The sequence below is a fragment of the Marinobacter sp. L-13 genome (genome assembly GCF_056857715.1).
Window position 1 is genome coordinate 1 of record NZ_JBSXNQ010000048.1, and the last position, 17465, is coordinate 17465.

Here is a 17465-nt window from a genome sequence, read left to right on the forward strand (position 1 = left end):
GGCTCACGGTTTACGCTCCACGCTTCCTCCCCACGGTCGGTCACCCTTCCGCAGTTGCGCTTCACTTCGTTCGCTGTGGCCAGCTCACGGGAGGACTTGCACCTCCAGGAGTGCGCCCGTGCCGGGCGCACCAAAAAAAGCCCCTGAAATCAGGGGCTTTCTCTTGGTTGTTTGGTGGAGACGGCGGGAATTGAACCCGCGTCCGCCAGTACTCAGCCTTGAGGTCTACATGTTTAGCGTCTCTCTATTGATTTAAGTTCAAGCGACCCGAGAGTCAGGGTGCAAGAACCGAGTTCTTTAAATCTTAGCCGTTAACCAGTGAACTCTGGGTAACGGAGCATCCCGTAAGCGATGACGTCCTGAGATGTTGCTTCCGGGCTACGGGCGACCCGGTCAGGACGACTAGCAGCTTACGCTGCTAGTGCGTAGTTTTCGTCGTTTGCGACTATTGCGTTGCAGCTTTGGATTAACGAGATTGGCTGCCATCTCGACATGCACTCAAGGGTTCGCCACCGGCGTCGAAGCCATGTCGTCCCCTTACCTTCAGTATATGTGTCCGGTTTGCCGGACTTCAAGGTTTCTTTGTTGCAGTTTTGTGCTTTCGGGGCTGTAGATGTACCTAGAACCCTAGCTGGCCTTGCGCTCAATGGCGTCATGTCGGCCTGCCAGGGCCTCGTGGCTCAGGGCCTCGAAGCTTTCCCGGAAGTAGCCCATCACGGCGTCCGGATCCGCGTGAATCGCCTTGTCCACGGTGATGCCGAATTGCACGGTGCCGGCATAACTGAGAATACTCATGCCGATACCGATGCTGCCGCTCTGGGGAACCCAGAACATGGGCTGGGTCAGCTTGCTGCCCGCCAGATACAGGGGCTCTTTCGGGCCGGGCACGTTGGTCAGTACCGCCGAGGCCTTGTTGCTGAGCAGATCCAAGGCCCTTCGTTCGATAACATCGGGGCCGCGCCCGAAGATATCAAGCAGGCTGTAGGTAACCTGGGCCTGATAGGACTGTTTGAGCCGGTTCATGTTCTCCTGCACCTGGCGGAAGCACATGAGCGGGTCCCTCACTTCCACCGGCAGGGTAACCAGTACGAGCCCGAACTTGTTGCCGAGGGTTTCGATGGGCTGATCAAGAGGCCGCAGATTGAACGGTACGGCGACCCGAATGCCGCACTCGGGGATGGTTTCTTTGTGGGCGGCAAAATGTCTCTGCAAGGCGCCTGTAACGGTGCAAAGGAGGGCATCGTTGATGGTGCCCCCCAGAGCCTTGGCACAGGCCTTTACCTCGGCAAGGTCGAGGGGATCGGCCCAGGCCACTTGCTTGCGCCCGGATAACGGCTCTTTCAGTCCGGTTTTGGGTTCGCCGGGCGCCAGGCCCAGTTTCAGGAGGTCAAGGGCGACACCGCTGGCGGTGGTGGCCAGTTTTAACGGGTAGTTGGGCTCCTCACGGACGGACTGGATAAACAGTCTGGCTTGGTTGGTGGCTGTCTGCGCGCTATCCACGGCACGGTGCAGAAAGTTCTGGATGGCCGATTTCCTGCCGGGTTTGGAGCGACGCTTGCGGGCCACTTTGCCCAGCCGGGGTTCCGGCGTTTTGTCGGTCAGTGACAGCATCACACGAACCAGCGAGATGCCATCGGCGATGCAGTGGTGAATGCGGATGAGTAGCGCGCCGCCGTCCCCGTAATTGTCGATGTAGTGCATTTGCCAGAGCGGTTGCCGGAAATCCAGCGACGTGCTGTTCATGTCACTGACCAGCTTCTGGAGCTCTGCCTTATCGGCCTTGCCCGGCAGGGCGATGCGGTGCAGATGGTTGTCCAGGTCGAACAGGGGATCGTCCTGCCAGTACGCCCGGTCGCCAGTGTCGATCACCCGTTGCCGGAAGCGGTTGAAGCAGAGAAACCGCTCCTCGAGCGTGTGCCTGAGGCGGTTCATCGATACGGGGCGTTCCAGTGTCCATACCCCGCAGATCATCATGGGGTTCTGGGGCGAGTCCATGCGTAGCCATGCGCGGTCTACGGCGGACATTGGTATCTGTTTGGGTGACATAAGCGGCTCCCTTTGCCATGCACCAGAGTTCCCGAGTATAGGCCCGATGGAATTCTGAACAAAGAGAGTGAGTATGCGACATACCCGTTCACGCCGGCCATGACCGGCGTCAGGTATTTGTTAATTGGTGGCGGGCAGGATCAAACGTTGGTTTCGCGCAGGATGCGTTGCTTCTGGCGGTTCCAGTCGCGTTCTTTCTCGGTGGCGCGCTTGTCGAACAGCTTCTTGCCTTTTACCAGGGCGATTTCGCATTTGACCTTGTTGTTTTTCCAGTACAACGCCAGCGGAATGCAGGTGTAGCCGGCCTGGTTGACCTTGCCCACGATCTTGGCAATTTCCTTGGCGTGCAGCAGCAGCTTGCGGGTGCGCGTGGGGTCTGCGATCACGTGGGTGGACGCCGCAATCAACGGGGTAATGTGAGAGCCGAGCAACCAGGCTTCGCCGTCCTTGAGCAGCACATAGGCGTCCACCAGCTGGGCCTTGCCCGCACGCAGGGACTTCACTTCCCAGCCCAGCAGGGAGAGACCCGCTTCAAAGCGTTCCTCAATGTGATACTCGTGCTTCGCCTTTTTGTTCAGCGCAATGGTATTGCTCGGCGTTCCGGGTTTTTTCTTGCTCATGAATCAATGAATCCGGGGTCGGACGAATGAACGGGCCGGCGTTGCTGCAGCCGGAAAAAGGCGCATTGTAGCCCAACAGTGGCGGACCGGTCACGAATTCGGCGTTGTGGCGGTGTCTGGTTCGTGCGCGACGGGATCCTTCAGCTACAATACTGGCCCAGACTTTCTCCCCGACCTGTTGAGTGGCCTCAGGGACGCGAATGCCTACGCCGTATCAGACACATATCGGGTCCTTTACCCGAAAATCAACCTTCTTCTGGGCCGCGGTGGGCGCTACCGTGGGTCTTGCCAACCTGTGGCAGTTCCCTTATCTGGCCAGTCTGCATGGTGGTGGCTTGTTCATCCTGCTTTACCTCGCCTGTCTGCTGCTGGTGACCCTGCCACTGATGGTGACTGAAGCGGCTGTTGGCCGGTATTCCCGGCACGGCATTGTATTGGCCATGGACGGGTTGATTCGCAGTGCCAGGCAGTCCCGGGCCTGGATGGCGGTTGGCCGGCTCAGCATACTGGCCGCCTTTCTGGTGCTCTCTTTTACGGCAGTCTTCGGATCCATTGCTCTGGCTTACGTGTTCTTCGGCGCACTTGGCCGTTTCTCCGGCGCCGGTGAGGCAGAGGCAACCGGGATTCTGGCGGGGCTGGTGTCCGACCCCAGGCAGTACCGGGTATTCATGGCCTGGCATATCTTCTTTCTGCTACTGGTACTTTGGGTCTCGGCGCAGGGCGTAGTGAGGGGGCTGGAAAGGGCCCTGAGGGTGGTTGTGCCGGGCGCCCTCGTGCTGATGCTCGTGCTGTTCGCCCTGGCTGCCTGGCATGGTCGGATCGACGGGGCCATCAACCATATTCTGGCCATGCATCCCGAGGACCTTTCCTGGGAAAGCCTGAAAGCCGCATTGTTTCATGCCTTTTTTACGCTCGGGCTCGGTATGGGTGTCTGGGCGATACTGGGCTCGTACACCACGCCTCAAACCCGTCTGAAGCGTTCGATTCTGGCCGTGGTGCTGATGGATACCCTGGTGGCGATCCTGGCTGGCCTGATGATCTTCGCGATCGCAACAGACGGCAACAGCTTTGACGGTGAACGGGGCTTCAGCCTGCTCTTTGTTTCCATGCCGGTCACGCTGGCCCAGTTGCCCGCGAGCCAGTTCGTGATCGCCGCTATTTTTCTGCTAGTGGTGCTGATTGTCTGGACCACATCCCTGAATCTGCTGGAGCCCATCGTGGGCTGGTTTCGTGAGTGGACCGGGGCGCCCAGGGCACTGTCGGTGCTGCTGATTGGTCTGTCGGTGTGGCTGGCCGGGCTCGCGTCTCTGCTGTCGTTTAATGTCTGGGCCGAGGAGCGGATGGGCGGCGCCACCATGTTCCGCTGGCTGGAGCTGATCACCGGTGGCCTGCTGATTCCGCTCGTGGCCATCTTGATTGCGCTGTTTACCGGCTGGTGCCTGACCCGGCACCTTTCGGGTACCATGCTCGGCGCAACGCCAAGACTGTTCGCCAGCATCTGGTTCTGGGTGATGCGCCTGGTGCTGCCCCTCGTTGTTGCGTGGATAGGGATCCAGTACACGGCCTTTTCACTGGCTAACCTGTGCAGCAACGGTAATGTTGCAGCCTGGTGCGATCAGCCCGCTGCCATGGTCTCGGACGACGGGGAAGTGCCAGCGAGAGATCGGCCTTTTGCCGCTACGCCGGCCGAGCCGGAGGAGAAAGCCGCCGAGGCCGAGAAGACAGCGCCCGTGTCAGACCAGAAGCCGCCGGGGGTGGAGGAAAGTGGTGGTAAGTCAGGCGAAAAAGCCCCAAAACAGGACGATATCCTTTATGATAGCGTGTGATTGAGGCTGTCTTCCTCTCCAGAAGTCTGCAACCTTTTCACAGCGTGTTTGCAAGCAGGACAACCGGTTCCAATGCCCCATCAGATTGATAAAACAGCTTTGGTTATGCACTCCGCCGAGCGCATGTTTCACCTGGTGAATGACATCGCCCGTTACCCGGAGTTTCTCCCCTGGTGCGCTGGCGCGGAGATTCATGAGCGCCAGCCCGAGCAGGTGACAGCGTCGCTAGAAATCGCCAAGGGTGGGGTGCGGCACACGCTCACAACCCGGAATCAGTTGCTGATGCCTGAGGCGATCGAGATGAACCTGGTGGATGGCCCTTTTCGCAACCTGACCGGTCGATGGCATTTCAAATCCCTGGACGAGAACGCCTGCAAGGTGATCCTGACCCTGGAGTTCGAATTCTCCGGATCGCTTTCAAGGATGACCTTCGGGCCGGTATTCAGTCAGGCGGCCAATACGATGGTGGATGCCTTTTGCCGGCGCGCTGATGAGCTTTACCGGAAGGAGGGTGCATGATTCAGGTGGAAGTGGCCTATGCCCGGCCTGACCGGCAGGAAATTGTGCCGGTAAATGTGCCCGAGGGCACAACTGCCCTGGAAGCGGCCAAGCTGTCTGGGATCAGTGATATTTTTCCGGAGATCGATCCGGATACGATTGATATGGGCGTGTTCGGGAAGGTGATCAAGGACCCGGCCGCCCATGAACTGCGTGAAGGTGACCGGGTGGAACTGTATCGCCCGCTGAAGATCGATCCGAAGCAGGCGCGACTGAATCGGGCGAAAAAGAAAGGTCAGGCTCAGTAGGCCGGCGTTTCTTCCAGCAGTTGTGCCTCGTAATAGGCGTACTGGTCGTTCTCGTAGTACACGATAATGCGCTGTTCCTGGATGTCCCCGCCTTCTCTCTGGAAGGTATACACGTAGTATTCGCGGGAGGGGTCAACCGGGTTGAGCATGAGCGGTGTTCCCATCACGGCGTGCACCTGGCTGCGTGGCATGCCCTCGGTCAGCTGCGTCAGCTCCTCATCGGTAACGATGTTTCCCTGCTGGACGTTGATTTTGTAGACGCCCGGGAAAACGCAACCGGATAGAACGAAAGTGAGAATGAGAGCTGTGAGCTTTTGCATCGCCGGGGGAAATCCTCTATCTTGAAATCGCCTGCCAGAGGCAGGTGTGACACGGGTTAACCGTTCAATGGCGGCTTCATCATACCGGAAGCCGTGAGGCACACCAAAGAGTGAATAGTAACATGTCATCCGAAAACGCCGAATTACGAAAAGTCGGTCTGAAAGTGACTCTGCCGCGGGTCAAAATCTTCAATATTCTGGAGACCGCGGAGGAGCATCACCTCAGTGCCGAAGATGTATACAAGAAGCTTCTGGAGCAAGGCGATGACGTGGGGCTGGCAACAGTCTACCGGGTGCTGACGCAGTTTGAAGCAGCAGGGCTGGTACTGCGCCATAATTTTGAGGGCGGCCATGCCGTGTTCGAGATGGCTGGAGACGACCACCACGACCATATGGTGTGCACCCAGACGGGTGAGGTAGTCGAGTTTGTCGACGAGGTCATTGAAGAGCGACAAAAGAAGATTGCCGAAGAGCACGGTTACGAAATCGTCGACCACAGCCTGATTCTGTACGTAAAGCCGATCAAGTCCTGAGCCCGGCTCGGGTCGTTGGCTGAAGGAACGAAAAAAGGGGCGGGTTTTTGGCCCGCCCCAACAGCTCTCAGGATCGAGAGGGGTAGTGGATCGTTGCTCGCAGTTCAGTGATGGGTTGCCTGCCCCTTTGAAAACATTTCCCTGGCATGAGCGATCGTATGTTCGGTCATGTCCACGCCTCCCAGCATTCTCGCCACTTCACTGATTCTGCCCTGATCGTCCAGCGTCTCGATTTTCGAGAAGGTGGCATCCTGCTCGGTGAACTTGCTGACAAACAGGTGCTGATGACACTGGGCGGCCACTTGCGGCAGGTGGGTGACGCAGAGCACCTGCCCGTTGCCGCCAAGAGTCCGTAACAGTCGGCCAACCACCTCGGCCGTGCCGCCACCAATGCCGACATCCACTTCATCGAAGACCAGTGTGGGTGTGGTTGATGTCTGGGCAACCACCACCTGGATGGCAAGGCTGATCCGCGACAGTTCGCCGCCGGAGGCTACTTTGGCCAGTGGCCGCGCAGGCTGCCCCGGGTTGGCGCTGACCAGGAATTCAATCTCTTCCAGTCCGTGGGGCGCCGGCTCCCCACCGTTGCTGCGGTTCAGGTGTGTAATGAACTGCATGTTGGGCATGCTTAACTGGGCGAGCTCCGCCGCGACCCGCTGATCCAGTTCGGCGGCGGCCCTGGCGCGGGCCTCTGACAGCTCCGCGGCCAGCTCATCGAAGCGTCCGCGCTGGCTGTCCAGCTCTGTGGCCAGCTGCTCCAGGCTGCCTTCACCACCGTCCAGCTCGGCCAGCTCGGCACTCAGGCGCTGATGCAGTTCCGGTAATTCTTCCGGTGTGATCCGGTGTTTGCGGGCCATCTGGTAGATCGCGCTCAGCCGTTCTTCCACTTCCGCCAGTCGAGCCGGATCGGCCTCGTAGTCCTCGACGAAATGGCGAAGGTTGTCGCCGGCCTCACTGATCTGGATCTGGGCTTCGTTCAGCATCTGGATCGTGTCCGCCAGTGCAGGAACGTCCACCGGAAGCTGCTCCAGCTGCTGTAACGCCTGGCGCACCAGATCCACTGCGCTGGTTTCATCTTCGGTGCAAAGCAGGGCGGCCTGATGGCTGTTGTGCAGAACCGTATCCGCCTGGCTGAGCTGCGCCTGCTCCTGTTCCAGGTTTTCCTGCTCGCCCGCTTCCAGGGCCAGACGATCCAGTTCTTCCACCTGATACCGCAAGAGCTGGAGTTTGGCCTCTGCTTCATCGGCATTCTGCTGGCGTTCGGTCAGCCGCTGGCGGATCTGGTTCCAGGATTTCCAGGCTTCCCGTGTTTCAGCGGCCAGGGTCTCAACGCCGGCGAACTCGTCCACCAGCTTGCGGTGGGTTTCCTTGCGCAAAAGAGACTGGTGCTGATGCTGGCTGTGAATATCCATCAACACACCGCCAAGCTCCTTGAGGTGGTTCAGGGGGCAGGGTTGGCCATTGATGTAGGCGCGAGAGCGGCCATCCTTGCTGATGACCCGGCGCAGGATGCAATCGTTGTCGTCATCCAGCTCGTGTTCTGCCAACCATTCGGTTGCCTCAGGAATGCCGGATACGTCGAAGGTCGCTGTGATGTCGGCGCGTTTGGCGCCATGCCGGACGGCGCCGGCATCGGCTCTGCCACCCATGGCCAGGCCGAGGGCGTCCAGAACGATGGATTTTCCGGCGCCGGTCTCGCCGGTCAATGCGGTCATGCCCTTGCTGAACTGGAGTTCCACCCGTTCAGCGATGGCGTAATTGGAAACCGTAAGTTGAGTCAGCATGCAGATAACCTCCGCGTTGTTCCTGAAACCGGCAAAACACTGTGGATGTATACAGTGACTGTGAATATATACAGGGTTTTTGTGGTTTGCAAACCTGAGGGAGGTATTTTCTTCAGGATTGCAGGCTTTGGTGGTTGAAACCTGGAGAGCGGGCCCCATATCCGTTCGCAACGACATTTTCCGGCTCGAGGCGGCCGGAGCCCATGTTTAACCGGCCACTGACAGCGGGCCGCTTTAGATGAAGCAGGAGTAGCCATGAGCACTGACGAGAACCGCAACGAGCACGAGGAACTGAACGAAGCCCTCGAGGCTGCGAAAGAGGAGGCCCAGGCCGCTGAGGGCGAAGCCGGCGACAACGAAACCTCCGAAGTGGAAGCGCTCCAGGCTCAGGTTCAGGAATTCCAGGAGCAGATGCTGCGCTCCCAGGCGGAAATGCAGAACGTGCGCCGTCGGGCCGAGATCGACGTTGAGAAGGCGCACAAGTTTGCCCTGGAAAAGTTCGTCAAGGAGCTGCTGCCGGTAGCTGACAGCCTTGAGAAGGCGGTCGAGAGCACCGAGGGTCACGATGAGTCCGGCGAACTGGTTGCCTCAATTCGTGAAGGCGTGGAAATGACCCTGAGTCTTTTCATGTCCAGCCTGAAGAAATTCAACGTTGAGCAGATCAACCCGGTGGGCGAACCGTTCGATCCCCAGCATCACGAGGCCATGTCCATGGTGCCTGCGCCGGATGCCGAGCCGAACAGCGTGGTAGCCGTGGTTCAGAAAGGGTATCTGCTGAATGGTCGTGTTGTGCGGCCGGCCATGGTGGTGGTCGCGAAAGCGGAAGATGCACCAAAAATTGATGAGCAGGCTTGAAAAGCCGATTAAAGCGCCAATATAGCCAGTAAATAGCGAAAGCGGAGGCAAATGGCCTCCTGGAAAGCATTCAGAAGAATTGGAGTGACTCAATGAGCAAGATTATCGGTATCGACCTGGGAACGACCAACTCTTGTGTAGCCATCATGGATGGCGACAAGGTGAAGGTAATCGAGAACGCCGAGGGTGATCGCACCACCCCGTCCATCATCGCCTACACCGACGATGGTGAGACCCTGGTTGGCCAGTCAGCCAAGCGCCAGGCGGTTACCAACCCGAACAACACCCTGTACGCCATCAAGCGTCTGATCGGTCGTCGTTTTGAAGACGATGTAGTCCAGAAAGACATCAAGATGGTGCCCTACAAGATTGCCAAGGCAGACAACGGTGATGCCTGGGTTGAAGTGAAGGGCGAGAAAATGGCGCCGCCGCAGGTGTCTGCAGAAGTTCTCAAGAAGATGAAGAAGACTGCAGAAGACTACCTGGGCGAAAAAGTGACCGAAGCCGTCATCACTGTTCCGGCCTACTTTAACGACAGCCAGCGTCAGGCTACCAAAGATGCAGGCAAGATCGCCGGTCTGGAAGTTAAGCGGATCATCAACGAGCCGACCGCAGCAGCCCTGGCTTATGGCCTGGACAAGAAGAGCGGCGATCGTACCGTGGCGGTATATGACCTGGGCGGTGGTACCTTCGACCTGTCCATCATCGAAATTGCCGATGTTGACGGTGAGCACCAGTTCGAGGTTCTGGCCACCAACGGTGACACCTTCCTCGGTGGTGAAGACTTCGACCTGAAGATCATCGAGTACCTGGCAGACCAGTTCAAGAAAGACAGCGGTATCGACCTGCGCGGCGATTCCCTGGCGATGCAGCGTCTGAAGGAAGCGGGCGAGAAGGCCAAGATCGAGCTTTCCAGCAGCCAGCAGACCGACGTTAACCTGCCGTACATCACCGCAGACGCGTCTGGTCCCAAGCACATGAATGTGAAGCTGACCCGTGCCAAGCTGGAATCTCTGGTAGAAGACCTGGTTCAGCGCAGCCTCGAGCCGTGTAAAGTGGCGCTGCAGGACGCAGGCATGAAGGCAGGCGAAGTCGACGAGGTTATCCTGGTCGGCGGTCAGACCCGCATGCCGCTGGTGCAGGAAAAAGTGAAAGAGTTCTTCGGCAAAGAAGCTCGCAAGGACGTTAACCCGGACGAAGCTGTGGCGATGGGTGCTGCCATCCAGGCGGCCGTTCTCTCCGGTGATGTGAAAGACGTTCTGCTGCTGGACGTAACCCCGCTGACCCTGGGTATCGAAACCATGGGCGGTGTGGCAACTCCGCTGATCGACAAGAACACCACGATTCCGACCAAGAAGTCGCAGACGTTCTCCACAGCGGACGACAACCAGACCGCGGTAACCATCCACGTGGTTCAGGGTGAGCGTAAGCAGGCTGCCCAGAACAAATCGCTGGGCCGTTTCGATCTGGCTGATATTCCGCCGGCAGCGCGTGGTGTGCCGCAGATTGAAGTTACCTTCGATATCGACGCTAACGGTATCCTGAACGTGTCTGCCAAAGACAAGGCGACCGGTAAAGAGCAGTCGATCGTGATCAAGGCCTCTTCCGGTCTGAACGATGACGAAATCGAGAAGATGGTGCAGGACGCCGAGGCCAACGCCGAGGAAGATCGCAAGTTCGAAGAGCTTGTCCAGGTTCGCAACCAGGGCGACGCGATGGTTCACGCCGTTCGCAAGACATTGAACGAAGCCGGTGACAAGGTCAGCGACAGCGAGAAAGAGTCCATCGAAGCGTCCATCAAGGAGCTCGAAACCGCTCTGGAAGGTTCCGACAAGGAAGACATCGAAGCCAAGACTCAGAAGTTGACCGAGGTCTCTTCCGAGCTGGCCCAGAAGATGTATGCAGATCAGGCGGATCAGACCCAGCAGGCCGGTGGGCAGGAAGAAGCCCAGGGCCAGAAGTCTGACGATGCTGTCGACGCTGAGTTCGAAGAAGTCAAAGACGACGACAAGCGATAAATCTGACGTACATCAGGTAGTTGGAAAACGCGGGGAGATCCCCGCGTTTTCCGCGTTTAAAAACAGGGTTTTAAAAGCATGGCCAAGCGCGATTATTACGAGATTCTCGGGATTTCCCGGGACGCGGACGAGAAGGAAATCAAGCGAGCCTACCGAAAGCTCGCCATGAAGTACCACCCCGACCGTAACCCGGACGACACCGAAGCCGAGAACAAGTTCAAGGAGGCCAGCGAAGCCTACGAAGTACTGGCAGAGCCGTCCAAGCGGGCTGCCTACGACCAGTTCGGCCACGCCGGCGTTGACGGCCAGGCCGGTGGCGGCGGATTCGGAGGCGGCGGTGCCAGCTTCTCGGATATCTTCGGCGATGTATTCGGCGACATCTTTGGTGGCGGCGGTCGTGGCCGCAACACCCGGGGTGCGGACCTGCGCTACACCCTGGAGCTGGATCTGGAAGAGGCCGTGAAAGGCAAGACGGTCCAGATCAAGATCCCGGGGCATCGCGAATGTGAAGTATGCGACGGCAGCGGCGCCGAGAAAGGCTCCCGCCCGGAAACCTGCAGTACCTGTAAGGGTATGGGGCAGGTGCGCATGCAGCAGGGCTTCTTTACCGTACAGCAGGCCTGTCCGACCTGTCGGGGCTCCGGCCAGATCATCAAGAACCCCTGTAAGGCCTGTCACGGTCAGGGCAGGGTTCAGGAAGAGAAAACACTGTCGGTCAAGGTGCCGCCCGGCGTTGACACCGGTGACCGCATTCGCCTTTCCGGTGAAGGCGAGATGGGCGTCGATGGTGGTCCTCCCGGAGATCTGTATGTGCAGATAGCCGTGCGGGAACATTCCATCTTTACCCGCGATGGCCGCAACCTCTATTGCGAAGTTCCCATCAGCATCGTTGATGCCTCACTGGGTGGAGAGCTCGAGGTGCCGACACTGGATGGCCGGGTGAAACTGAAGATTCCACCGGAGACCCAGACCGGCAAGCTGTTCCGCCTTCGTAACAAGGGTGTCAGCCCGGTTCGTGGTGGTCCTGCTGGTGACTTGCTGTGCCGTGTGATCGTGGAAACGCCGGTGAATCTGACCAAGCGCCAGAAAGAGCTGCTGGAAGAGTTCCAGAAAACTCTGGACGCCAGTAACGGCACAGAGCACGGCCCGAAGAAGACCTCCTGGTTTGAAGGCGTGAAAAGCTTCTTCGACGAAATGAAATTCTGATCGGCGCGACAAGAAGGAACGCGAGCATGAGGGTAGCAATCATCGGCGCCGCCGGGCGCATGGGAAAAGTCCTGATTGAAGCCGTTGACGGCACCGAGGGTCTCGAGCTGGGTGCCGCCGTGGTCGAGCCCGGCAGTAGCCTGATCGGCGCCGATGCCGGCGAAATGACCGGGATCGGCAAAACCGGCGTCAAAATGGCCGGCAGCCTGGCCGATGTGAAGGATGATTTCGATGTGCTTATCGACTTCACCTTCCCGGACCTGACTCTGGAAAACGCCGAGTTCTGCAAGGCCAACGGCAAGATGCTCGTGATCGGCACTACCGGCATGTCCGACGCCGAAAAGCAGCAACTGGCTCTGGCCGCCGAGTCCACGCCCGTAGTGTTTGCGCCCAACATGAGCGTGGGCGTTAACGTCGTCCTCAACCTGCTGCGCACCGCCGCCGCAACCCTGGGTGACGACTACGACGTGGAGATTATCGAAGCCCATCACCGCCACAAGAAAGACGCGCCCTCGGGAACGGCCCTGCGCATGGGTGAAGTCGTCGCCGATGCCCTCGGTCGTGACCTGAAAGAGTGTGCCGTCTATGGTCGTGAGGGCTTCACCGGCGAGCGAACCCGCAAGGAAATCGGTTTCGAAACGATTCGGGCGGGGGATGTGGTGGGTGATCACACCGTCTTGTTCGCCACCGAGGGTGAGCGTATCGAGGTGACCCACAAGGCCAGCAGCCGGATGACCTTTGCCAAGGGTGCCATGCGGGCCGCTTTATGGCTGAAGGATAAGCCGGCCGGGCTTTATGATATGCAGGACGTGCTGGACCTCAAGTGAGGCCATTTCTCGTGGACACAAAGCGCCATATTTTTTACAATAAGGCGGTTTGACTGCACCAAGCGTACCTTTGCACAAAGATTCTGAAAAAGCGGGACCGAGTTAAGACTCCGTCTCGCTTTTTTGCAACCTGAATTTGCGCTTGCGTTCCTGTTCGTGACGAACCGATACGCCACTCGATGAGGATACAAGCCTTGAGCACACCAGCAATCCTTGCACTCGCAGACGGAAGCCTGTTCTACGGCACAGCCATCGGCGCTGACGGAGAAACCAGCGGCGAAGTGGTGTTCAACACCGCCATGACCGGCTACCAGGAAATCCTGACCGACCCGTCCTACTCCCGCCAGATCGTGACCCTGACCTACCCGCATATCGGTAACACCGGTGTGAACGAAGAAGACATTGAGTCAGACCGCATCCAGGCCGCCGGCCTGATTATCCGCGATCTGCCTCTGCTGGCCAGCAGCTGGCGTAGCAAGGGAACTCTGGACGATTACCTGCGAAGCAACAACATTGTTGGGATCGCCGACATCGATACTCGCCGTCTGACCCGCATCCTCCGGGACAAAGGCTCCCAGAACGGTGCCATCGTTGCCGGTGAAAACGCCACTGCCGAGCGGGCTCTGGAACTGGCAAAAGCCTTCCCGGGCCTCAAGGGTATGGATCTGGCAAAAGAGGTTACCTCCGACAAGATCTGGTCCTGGAAAGAGACGGAGTGGACCCTGGGCGAGGGTTACGGTGAGCGTGAGGAATCACGGTTCAAGGTGGTTGCCTGGGATTACGGCGTCAAGCTGAACATCCTGCGCATGCTCGCCTCCCGGGGCTGCGACATCACCGTGGTGCCGGCGCAGACTCCGGCCTCCGAGGTTCTGGCGATGAACCCGGACGGTGTGTTCCTGTCCAATGGTCCCGGGGACCCCGAGCCCTGTGATTACGCCATCACCGCCATCAAGGAAGTGCTGGAAACCGAGATTCCGGTGTTTGGTATCTGTCTGGGGCACCAGTTGCTGGCCCTGGCCAGCGGTGCCAAGACCATGAAGATGGGGCATGGCCACCACGGAGCCAACCATCCGGTTCAGGATATCGCCACCGGCACCGTGATGATCACCAGCCAGAACCACGGGTTTGCCGTGGATGAGGCAACTCTGCCGGCCAATGTCGAGGCGACTCACAAGTCCCTGTTTGACGGCACCCTGCAGGGCATTCGCCGGACCGACAAGCCGGCCTACAGCTTCCAGGGCCACCCGGAAGCCAGCCCCGGCCCCCATGATGTGGCCCCGCTGTTTGACGAGTTTATCCGCCTGATGGAGGCGCGATCGGCCTGAGACCGATCGCTACGGAAAGCTCACGGGCGCCGCGTGTTGCGCTGCCAGAATTCAAAAGTTGCTGACAGGTTTACCAAGACATGCCAAAACGTACCGACATCCAAAGCATCCTGATCCTGGGCGCCGGCCCCATCGTGATCGGGCAGGCGTGCGAGTTTGATTACTCCGGAGCCCAGGCCTGCAAGGCGCTGCGCGAAGAGGGTTACCGGGTTATTCTGGTTAACTCCAATCCGGCAACCATCATGACCGACCCGGTCATGGCCGATGCCACCTACATCGAGCCGATCACCTGGAAGACCGTCGAGAAGATCATCGAGAAAGAGCAGCCGGATGCGCTGTTGCCCACCATGGGCGGCCAGACCGCGCTGAACTGCGCCCTGGACCTTGAGCGCCACGGCATTCTGGAAAAGCACGGCGTGGAAATGATCGGCGCCAACGCCGACACCATTGATAAAGCCGAAGACCGTGACCGCTTCGACAAGGCCATGAAGAAGATCGGCCTCGAGTGCCCGCGGGCCACGATTGCCCACTCTATGGAAGAAGCCTGGAAAGTGGCTGACGACATCGGCTTCCCGTGCATCATCCGCCCGTCTTTCACCATGGGCGGCTCCGGCGGCGGTATCGCCTACAACCGCGACGAGTTCGAGGAAATCTGTACTCGTGGTCTGGACCTGTCCCCGACCAACGAACTGCTGATTGACGAATCCCTGATCGGCTGGAAAGAGTACGAGATGGAAGTTGTCCGGGATAAAAACGACAACTGCATCATCGTCTGCGCCATCGAGAACTTCGATGCCATGGGTGTGCACACCGGTGACTCCATCACCGTGGCCCCGGCCCAGACCCTCACCGACAAGGAATACCAGATCATGCGGAACGCCTCGTTGGCAGTCCTGCGTGAGATCGGTGTGGAAACCGGCGGCTCCAACGTGCAGTTCGGCATGAATCCGGACACCGGCCGCATGGTCGTCATCGAGATGAACCCCCGGGTGTCCCGCTCTTCGGCGCTGGCCTCCAAGGCCACCGGCTTCCCGATCGCCAAGGTCGCGGCCAAGCTGGCAGTGGGCTACACCCTGGACGAGCTGCGCAACGAAATCACCGGCGGCGTCACCCCGGCTTCGTTCGAGCCGTCCATCGACTACGTGGTCACCAAGATCCCCCGGTTCACCTTCGAGAAATTCCCCCAGGCCGACGCCCGCCTGACCACCCAGATGAAATCCGTGGGTGAGGTCATGGCCATTGGCCGCACCTTCCAGGAATCCCTGCAGAAAGCCCTGCGCGGCCTGGAAGTGGGTTCCGAAGGCTTTGACGAGAAACTCGAAGACCTGGATTCCGAGAATTCCCAGGAAACCCTGACCCGCGAACTGAACGTGCCCGGTGCCGACCGCATCTGGTACATCGGCGACGCTTTCCGGGCTGGCATGACGGTGGAGGACCTGCACGAGCATACCCACGTGGATCCCTGGTACCTGGTGCAGATCGAGGACCTGATCAGGGAAGAGCAGGCGCTGAAGAGTGCCGGCAAGGCCGACATTGACCAGGCCACCCTGTTCCGTCTCAAGCGCAAGGGCTTCTCCGATGCCCGCCTGGCGAAACTGCTGGGCATCTCCGAGGTAAGCCTGCGCAAGCTGCGCCACGATCTGGATATCCGCCCGGTGTACAAGCGCGTGGATACCTGCGCCGCCGAGTTTGCCTCCGACACCGCGTACATGTACTCCACCTATGAGGAAGAGTGCGAGTCGGACGCCAGCGACCGCGAGAAGATCGTGGTGATCGGTGGTGGCCCCAACCGGATCGGCCAGGGCATTGAGTTCGATTACTGCTGTGTGCATGCGGCCCTGGCCATGCGTGAAGACGGCTACGAAACCATCATGATCAACTGCAACCCGGAGACCGTGTCCACCGACTACGACACCTCCGACCGGTTGTACTTCGAGCCGATCACCCTGGAAGACGTGCTGGAAATCATTCACGTCGAGAAGCCCAAGGGCGTGATTGTGCAGTACGGCGGCCAGACCCCGCTGAAACTGGCCCGTGGCCTGGAAGCGGCCGGTGTGCCGATCATCGGCACCAGCCCGGACGCCATTGACCGTGCCGAGGACCGGGAACGGTTCCAGCAGATGATCACCCGCCTGGGCCTGAAGCAGCCGGAAAACGCTACCGTGCGCAGCCACGAGGAAGGCATCCTGGCAGCCAGAGAGATCGGCTACCCGCTGGTTGTGCGTCCGTCTTACGTGCTGGGCGGTCGTGCCATGGAAATCGTCTACGACGAGGAAGAACTGGTTCGCTACATGCGCAACGCAGTGCTGGTCTCGAACGACAGCCCGGTGCTGCTCGACCACTTCCTGAACGCCGCCATTGAGGTGGACATCGACGCCATCTCCGACGGTAAAGACGTGGTCATTGGTGGCATCATGCAGCATATCGAGCAGGCCGGCGTTCACTCCGGTGACTCCGCCTGCTCGCTGCCGCCGTACACCCTGTCCCAGCAGGTTCAGGACGAAATGCGCGATGCCGTCAAGAAGATGGCCATCGAGCTGGATGTGGTCGGTCTGATGAACGTGCAGCTGGCCTGGCAGGACGGCGAGATCTACGTGATCGAGGTAAACCCGCGGGCCTCGCGTACCGTGCCGTTCGTGTCCAAGGCCATCGGTGTGTCCCTGGCCAAGGTGGCGGCCCGGGTGATGGCTGGCAAGACCCTCAAAGAGCTGGAGTTCACCCAGGAAATCATCCCCAGCTATTATGCGGTGAAAGAGTCGGTGTTCCCGTTCAACAAGTTCCCGGCGGTGGATCCGATCCTTGGGCCGGAAATGAAATCGACCGGTGAGGTCATGGGCCTGGGTGACAGCTTCGACGAAGCCTTCGCCAAAGCCGCGTTGGCTGTTGGTGAGCGTCTGCCGGCCAAGGGCACTGCGTTCATGTCTGTGCGGGATGTTGACAAGCCCGGCGCCGCAAAAGTGGCCCGGGATCTGGTCGAAGCCGGCTTCAAGCTTGTGGCTACCACCGGCACCGCCAAGGCCCTGAAAGAGGCCGGAATCGAGGTTGATCGGGTGAACAAGGTCCGTGAAGGCCGTCCGCATATTGTGGACGCCATCAAGAACGGACAGGTTCAGCTGATCATCAATACCACTGAAGGTCGCAAGGCCATTTCCGACTCGGCCCAGATCCGCCAGTCGGCGTTGCAGACCAAGGTAACCTACACAACAACACTGGCGGGCGGCGAAGCCTTCTGCCGGGCCATCAAGTTCGGCCCGGAGCGCACTGTACGCCGCCTCCAGGATCTTCACGCAGGAAAGTGA

General features: G+C 59.3%; 14 protein-coding genes and 1 other RNA gene. 10 read left to right on the plus strand and 5 right to left on the minus strand.

Features of this window, described 5'->3' with window-relative positions:
- Positions 1-172: 172 nt before the first annotated feature.
- From ssrA to smpB, 3 genes are all read right to left on the minus strand, one after another.
- Positions 173-537: a transfer-messenger RNA gene (gene ssrA, locus AC13DD_RS07050) on the minus strand.
- 90 nt (positions 538-627) lie between these two features.
- On the minus strand, positions 628-2046 hold the full coding sequence (locus AC13DD_RS07055; protein ID WP_053113047.1) for a WS/DGAT/MGAT family O-acyltransferase: 1419 nt from the start codon (positions 2044-2046) through the stop codon (positions 628-630).
- 140 nt (positions 2047-2186) lie between these two features.
- The gene (gene smpB / locus AC13DD_RS07060; RefSeq protein WP_008171507.1) at positions 2187-2666 is read right to left on the minus strand and encodes an SsrA-binding protein SmpB; all 480 of its coding nucleotides are present in this window, start codon (positions 2664-2666) and stop codon (positions 2187-2189) included.
- Between the two features lie 200 nt (positions 2667-2866).
- On the opposite strand from smpB, the gene AC13DD_RS07065 reads away from it, so the two are divergent.
- The 3 genes from AC13DD_RS07065 to AC13DD_RS07075 all read left to right on the plus strand — a co-directional run bounded on the left by AC13DD_RS07065 (position 2867) and on the right by AC13DD_RS07075 (position 5298).
- Positions 2867-4492: a sodium-dependent transporter gene (locus tag AC13DD_RS07065; protein WP_474545790.1), complete on the plus strand. Its 1626-nt coding sequence runs from the start codon at positions 2867-2869 to the stop codon at positions 4490-4492.
- Between the two features lie 72 nt (positions 4493-4564).
- On the plus strand, positions 4565-5011 hold the full coding sequence (locus AC13DD_RS07070) for a type II toxin-antitoxin system RatA family toxin (RefSeq protein ID WP_008171509.1): 447 nt from the start codon (positions 4565-4567) through the stop codon (positions 5009-5011).
- Positions 5008-5298 (plus strand): RnfH family protein, encoded by a 291-nt coding sequence (locus AC13DD_RS07075; RefSeq protein WP_053113045.1) that lies wholly within the window; start codon positions 5008-5010, stop codon positions 5296-5298. Before AC13DD_RS07070 ends, AC13DD_RS07075 begins: the two co-directional genes overlap by 4 nt.
- Here AC13DD_RS07075 and AC13DD_RS07080 read toward each other — a convergent pair.
- A complete protein-coding gene (locus AC13DD_RS07080) occupies positions 5292-5618 on the minus strand; it encodes an outer membrane protein assembly factor BamE (protein ID WP_053113044.1) in 327 nt (108 codons plus the stop codon). The two genes, AC13DD_RS07075 and AC13DD_RS07080, sit on opposite strands and share 7 nt — an antisense overlap.
- Positions 5619-5740: 122 nt before the next feature.
- Between AC13DD_RS07080 and fur the strand changes: the two genes are divergently transcribed.
- Positions 5741-6151 (plus strand): ferric iron uptake transcriptional regulator, encoded by a 411-nt coding sequence (gene fur, locus AC13DD_RS07085; RefSeq protein ID WP_008171512.1) that lies wholly within the window; start codon positions 5741-5743, stop codon positions 6149-6151.
- Between the two features lie 104 nt (positions 6152-6255).
- Here fur and recN read toward each other — a convergent pair whose 3' ends face one another.
- The gene (gene recN / locus AC13DD_RS07090; RefSeq protein ID WP_424007173.1) at positions 6256-7935 is read right to left on the minus strand and encodes a DNA repair protein RecN; all 1680 of its coding nucleotides are present in this window, start codon (positions 7933-7935) and stop codon (positions 6256-6258) included.
- 255 nt (positions 7936-8190) lie between these two features.
- On the opposite strand from recN, the gene grpE reads away from it, so the two are divergent.
- From grpE to carB, 6 genes are all read left to right on the plus strand, one after another.
- Positions 8191-8790, plus strand: a complete 600-nt coding sequence (grpE, locus tag AC13DD_RS07095) for a nucleotide exchange factor GrpE (protein ID WP_062786371.1) — start codon at positions 8191-8193, stop codon at positions 8788-8790.
- A gap of 92 nt (positions 8791-8882) precedes the next feature.
- Entirely contained in the window at positions 8883-10808 is a 1926-nt protein-coding gene (gene dnaK, locus AC13DD_RS07100) for a molecular chaperone DnaK (RefSeq protein WP_014578301.1), read from the plus strand.
- A gap of 78 nt (positions 10809-10886) precedes the next feature.
- Positions 10887-12014: a molecular chaperone DnaJ gene (gene dnaJ, locus AC13DD_RS07105; RefSeq protein ID WP_014578300.1), complete on the plus strand. Its 1128-nt coding sequence runs from the start codon at positions 10887-10889 to the stop codon at positions 12012-12014.
- A gap of 26 nt (positions 12015-12040) precedes the next feature.
- Positions 12041-12841 carry a 4-hydroxy-tetrahydrodipicolinate reductase gene (gene dapB / locus AC13DD_RS07110; protein WP_008171519.1) on the plus strand — a complete coding sequence of 267 codons (801 nt, stop codon included), beginning with the start codon at positions 12041-12043 and terminating at the stop codon, positions 12839-12841.
- Positions 12842-13035: 194 nt separating this feature from the next.
- Entirely contained in the window at positions 13036-14166 is a 1131-nt protein-coding gene (gene carA, locus AC13DD_RS07115) for a glutamine-hydrolyzing carbamoyl-phosphate synthase small subunit (RefSeq protein ID WP_008171520.1), read from the plus strand.
- A gap of 80 nt (positions 14167-14246) precedes the next feature.
- Positions 14247-17465, plus strand: a complete 3219-nt coding sequence (carB, locus tag AC13DD_RS07120; protein WP_273068901.1) for a carbamoyl-phosphate synthase large subunit — start codon at positions 14247-14249, stop codon at positions 17463-17465.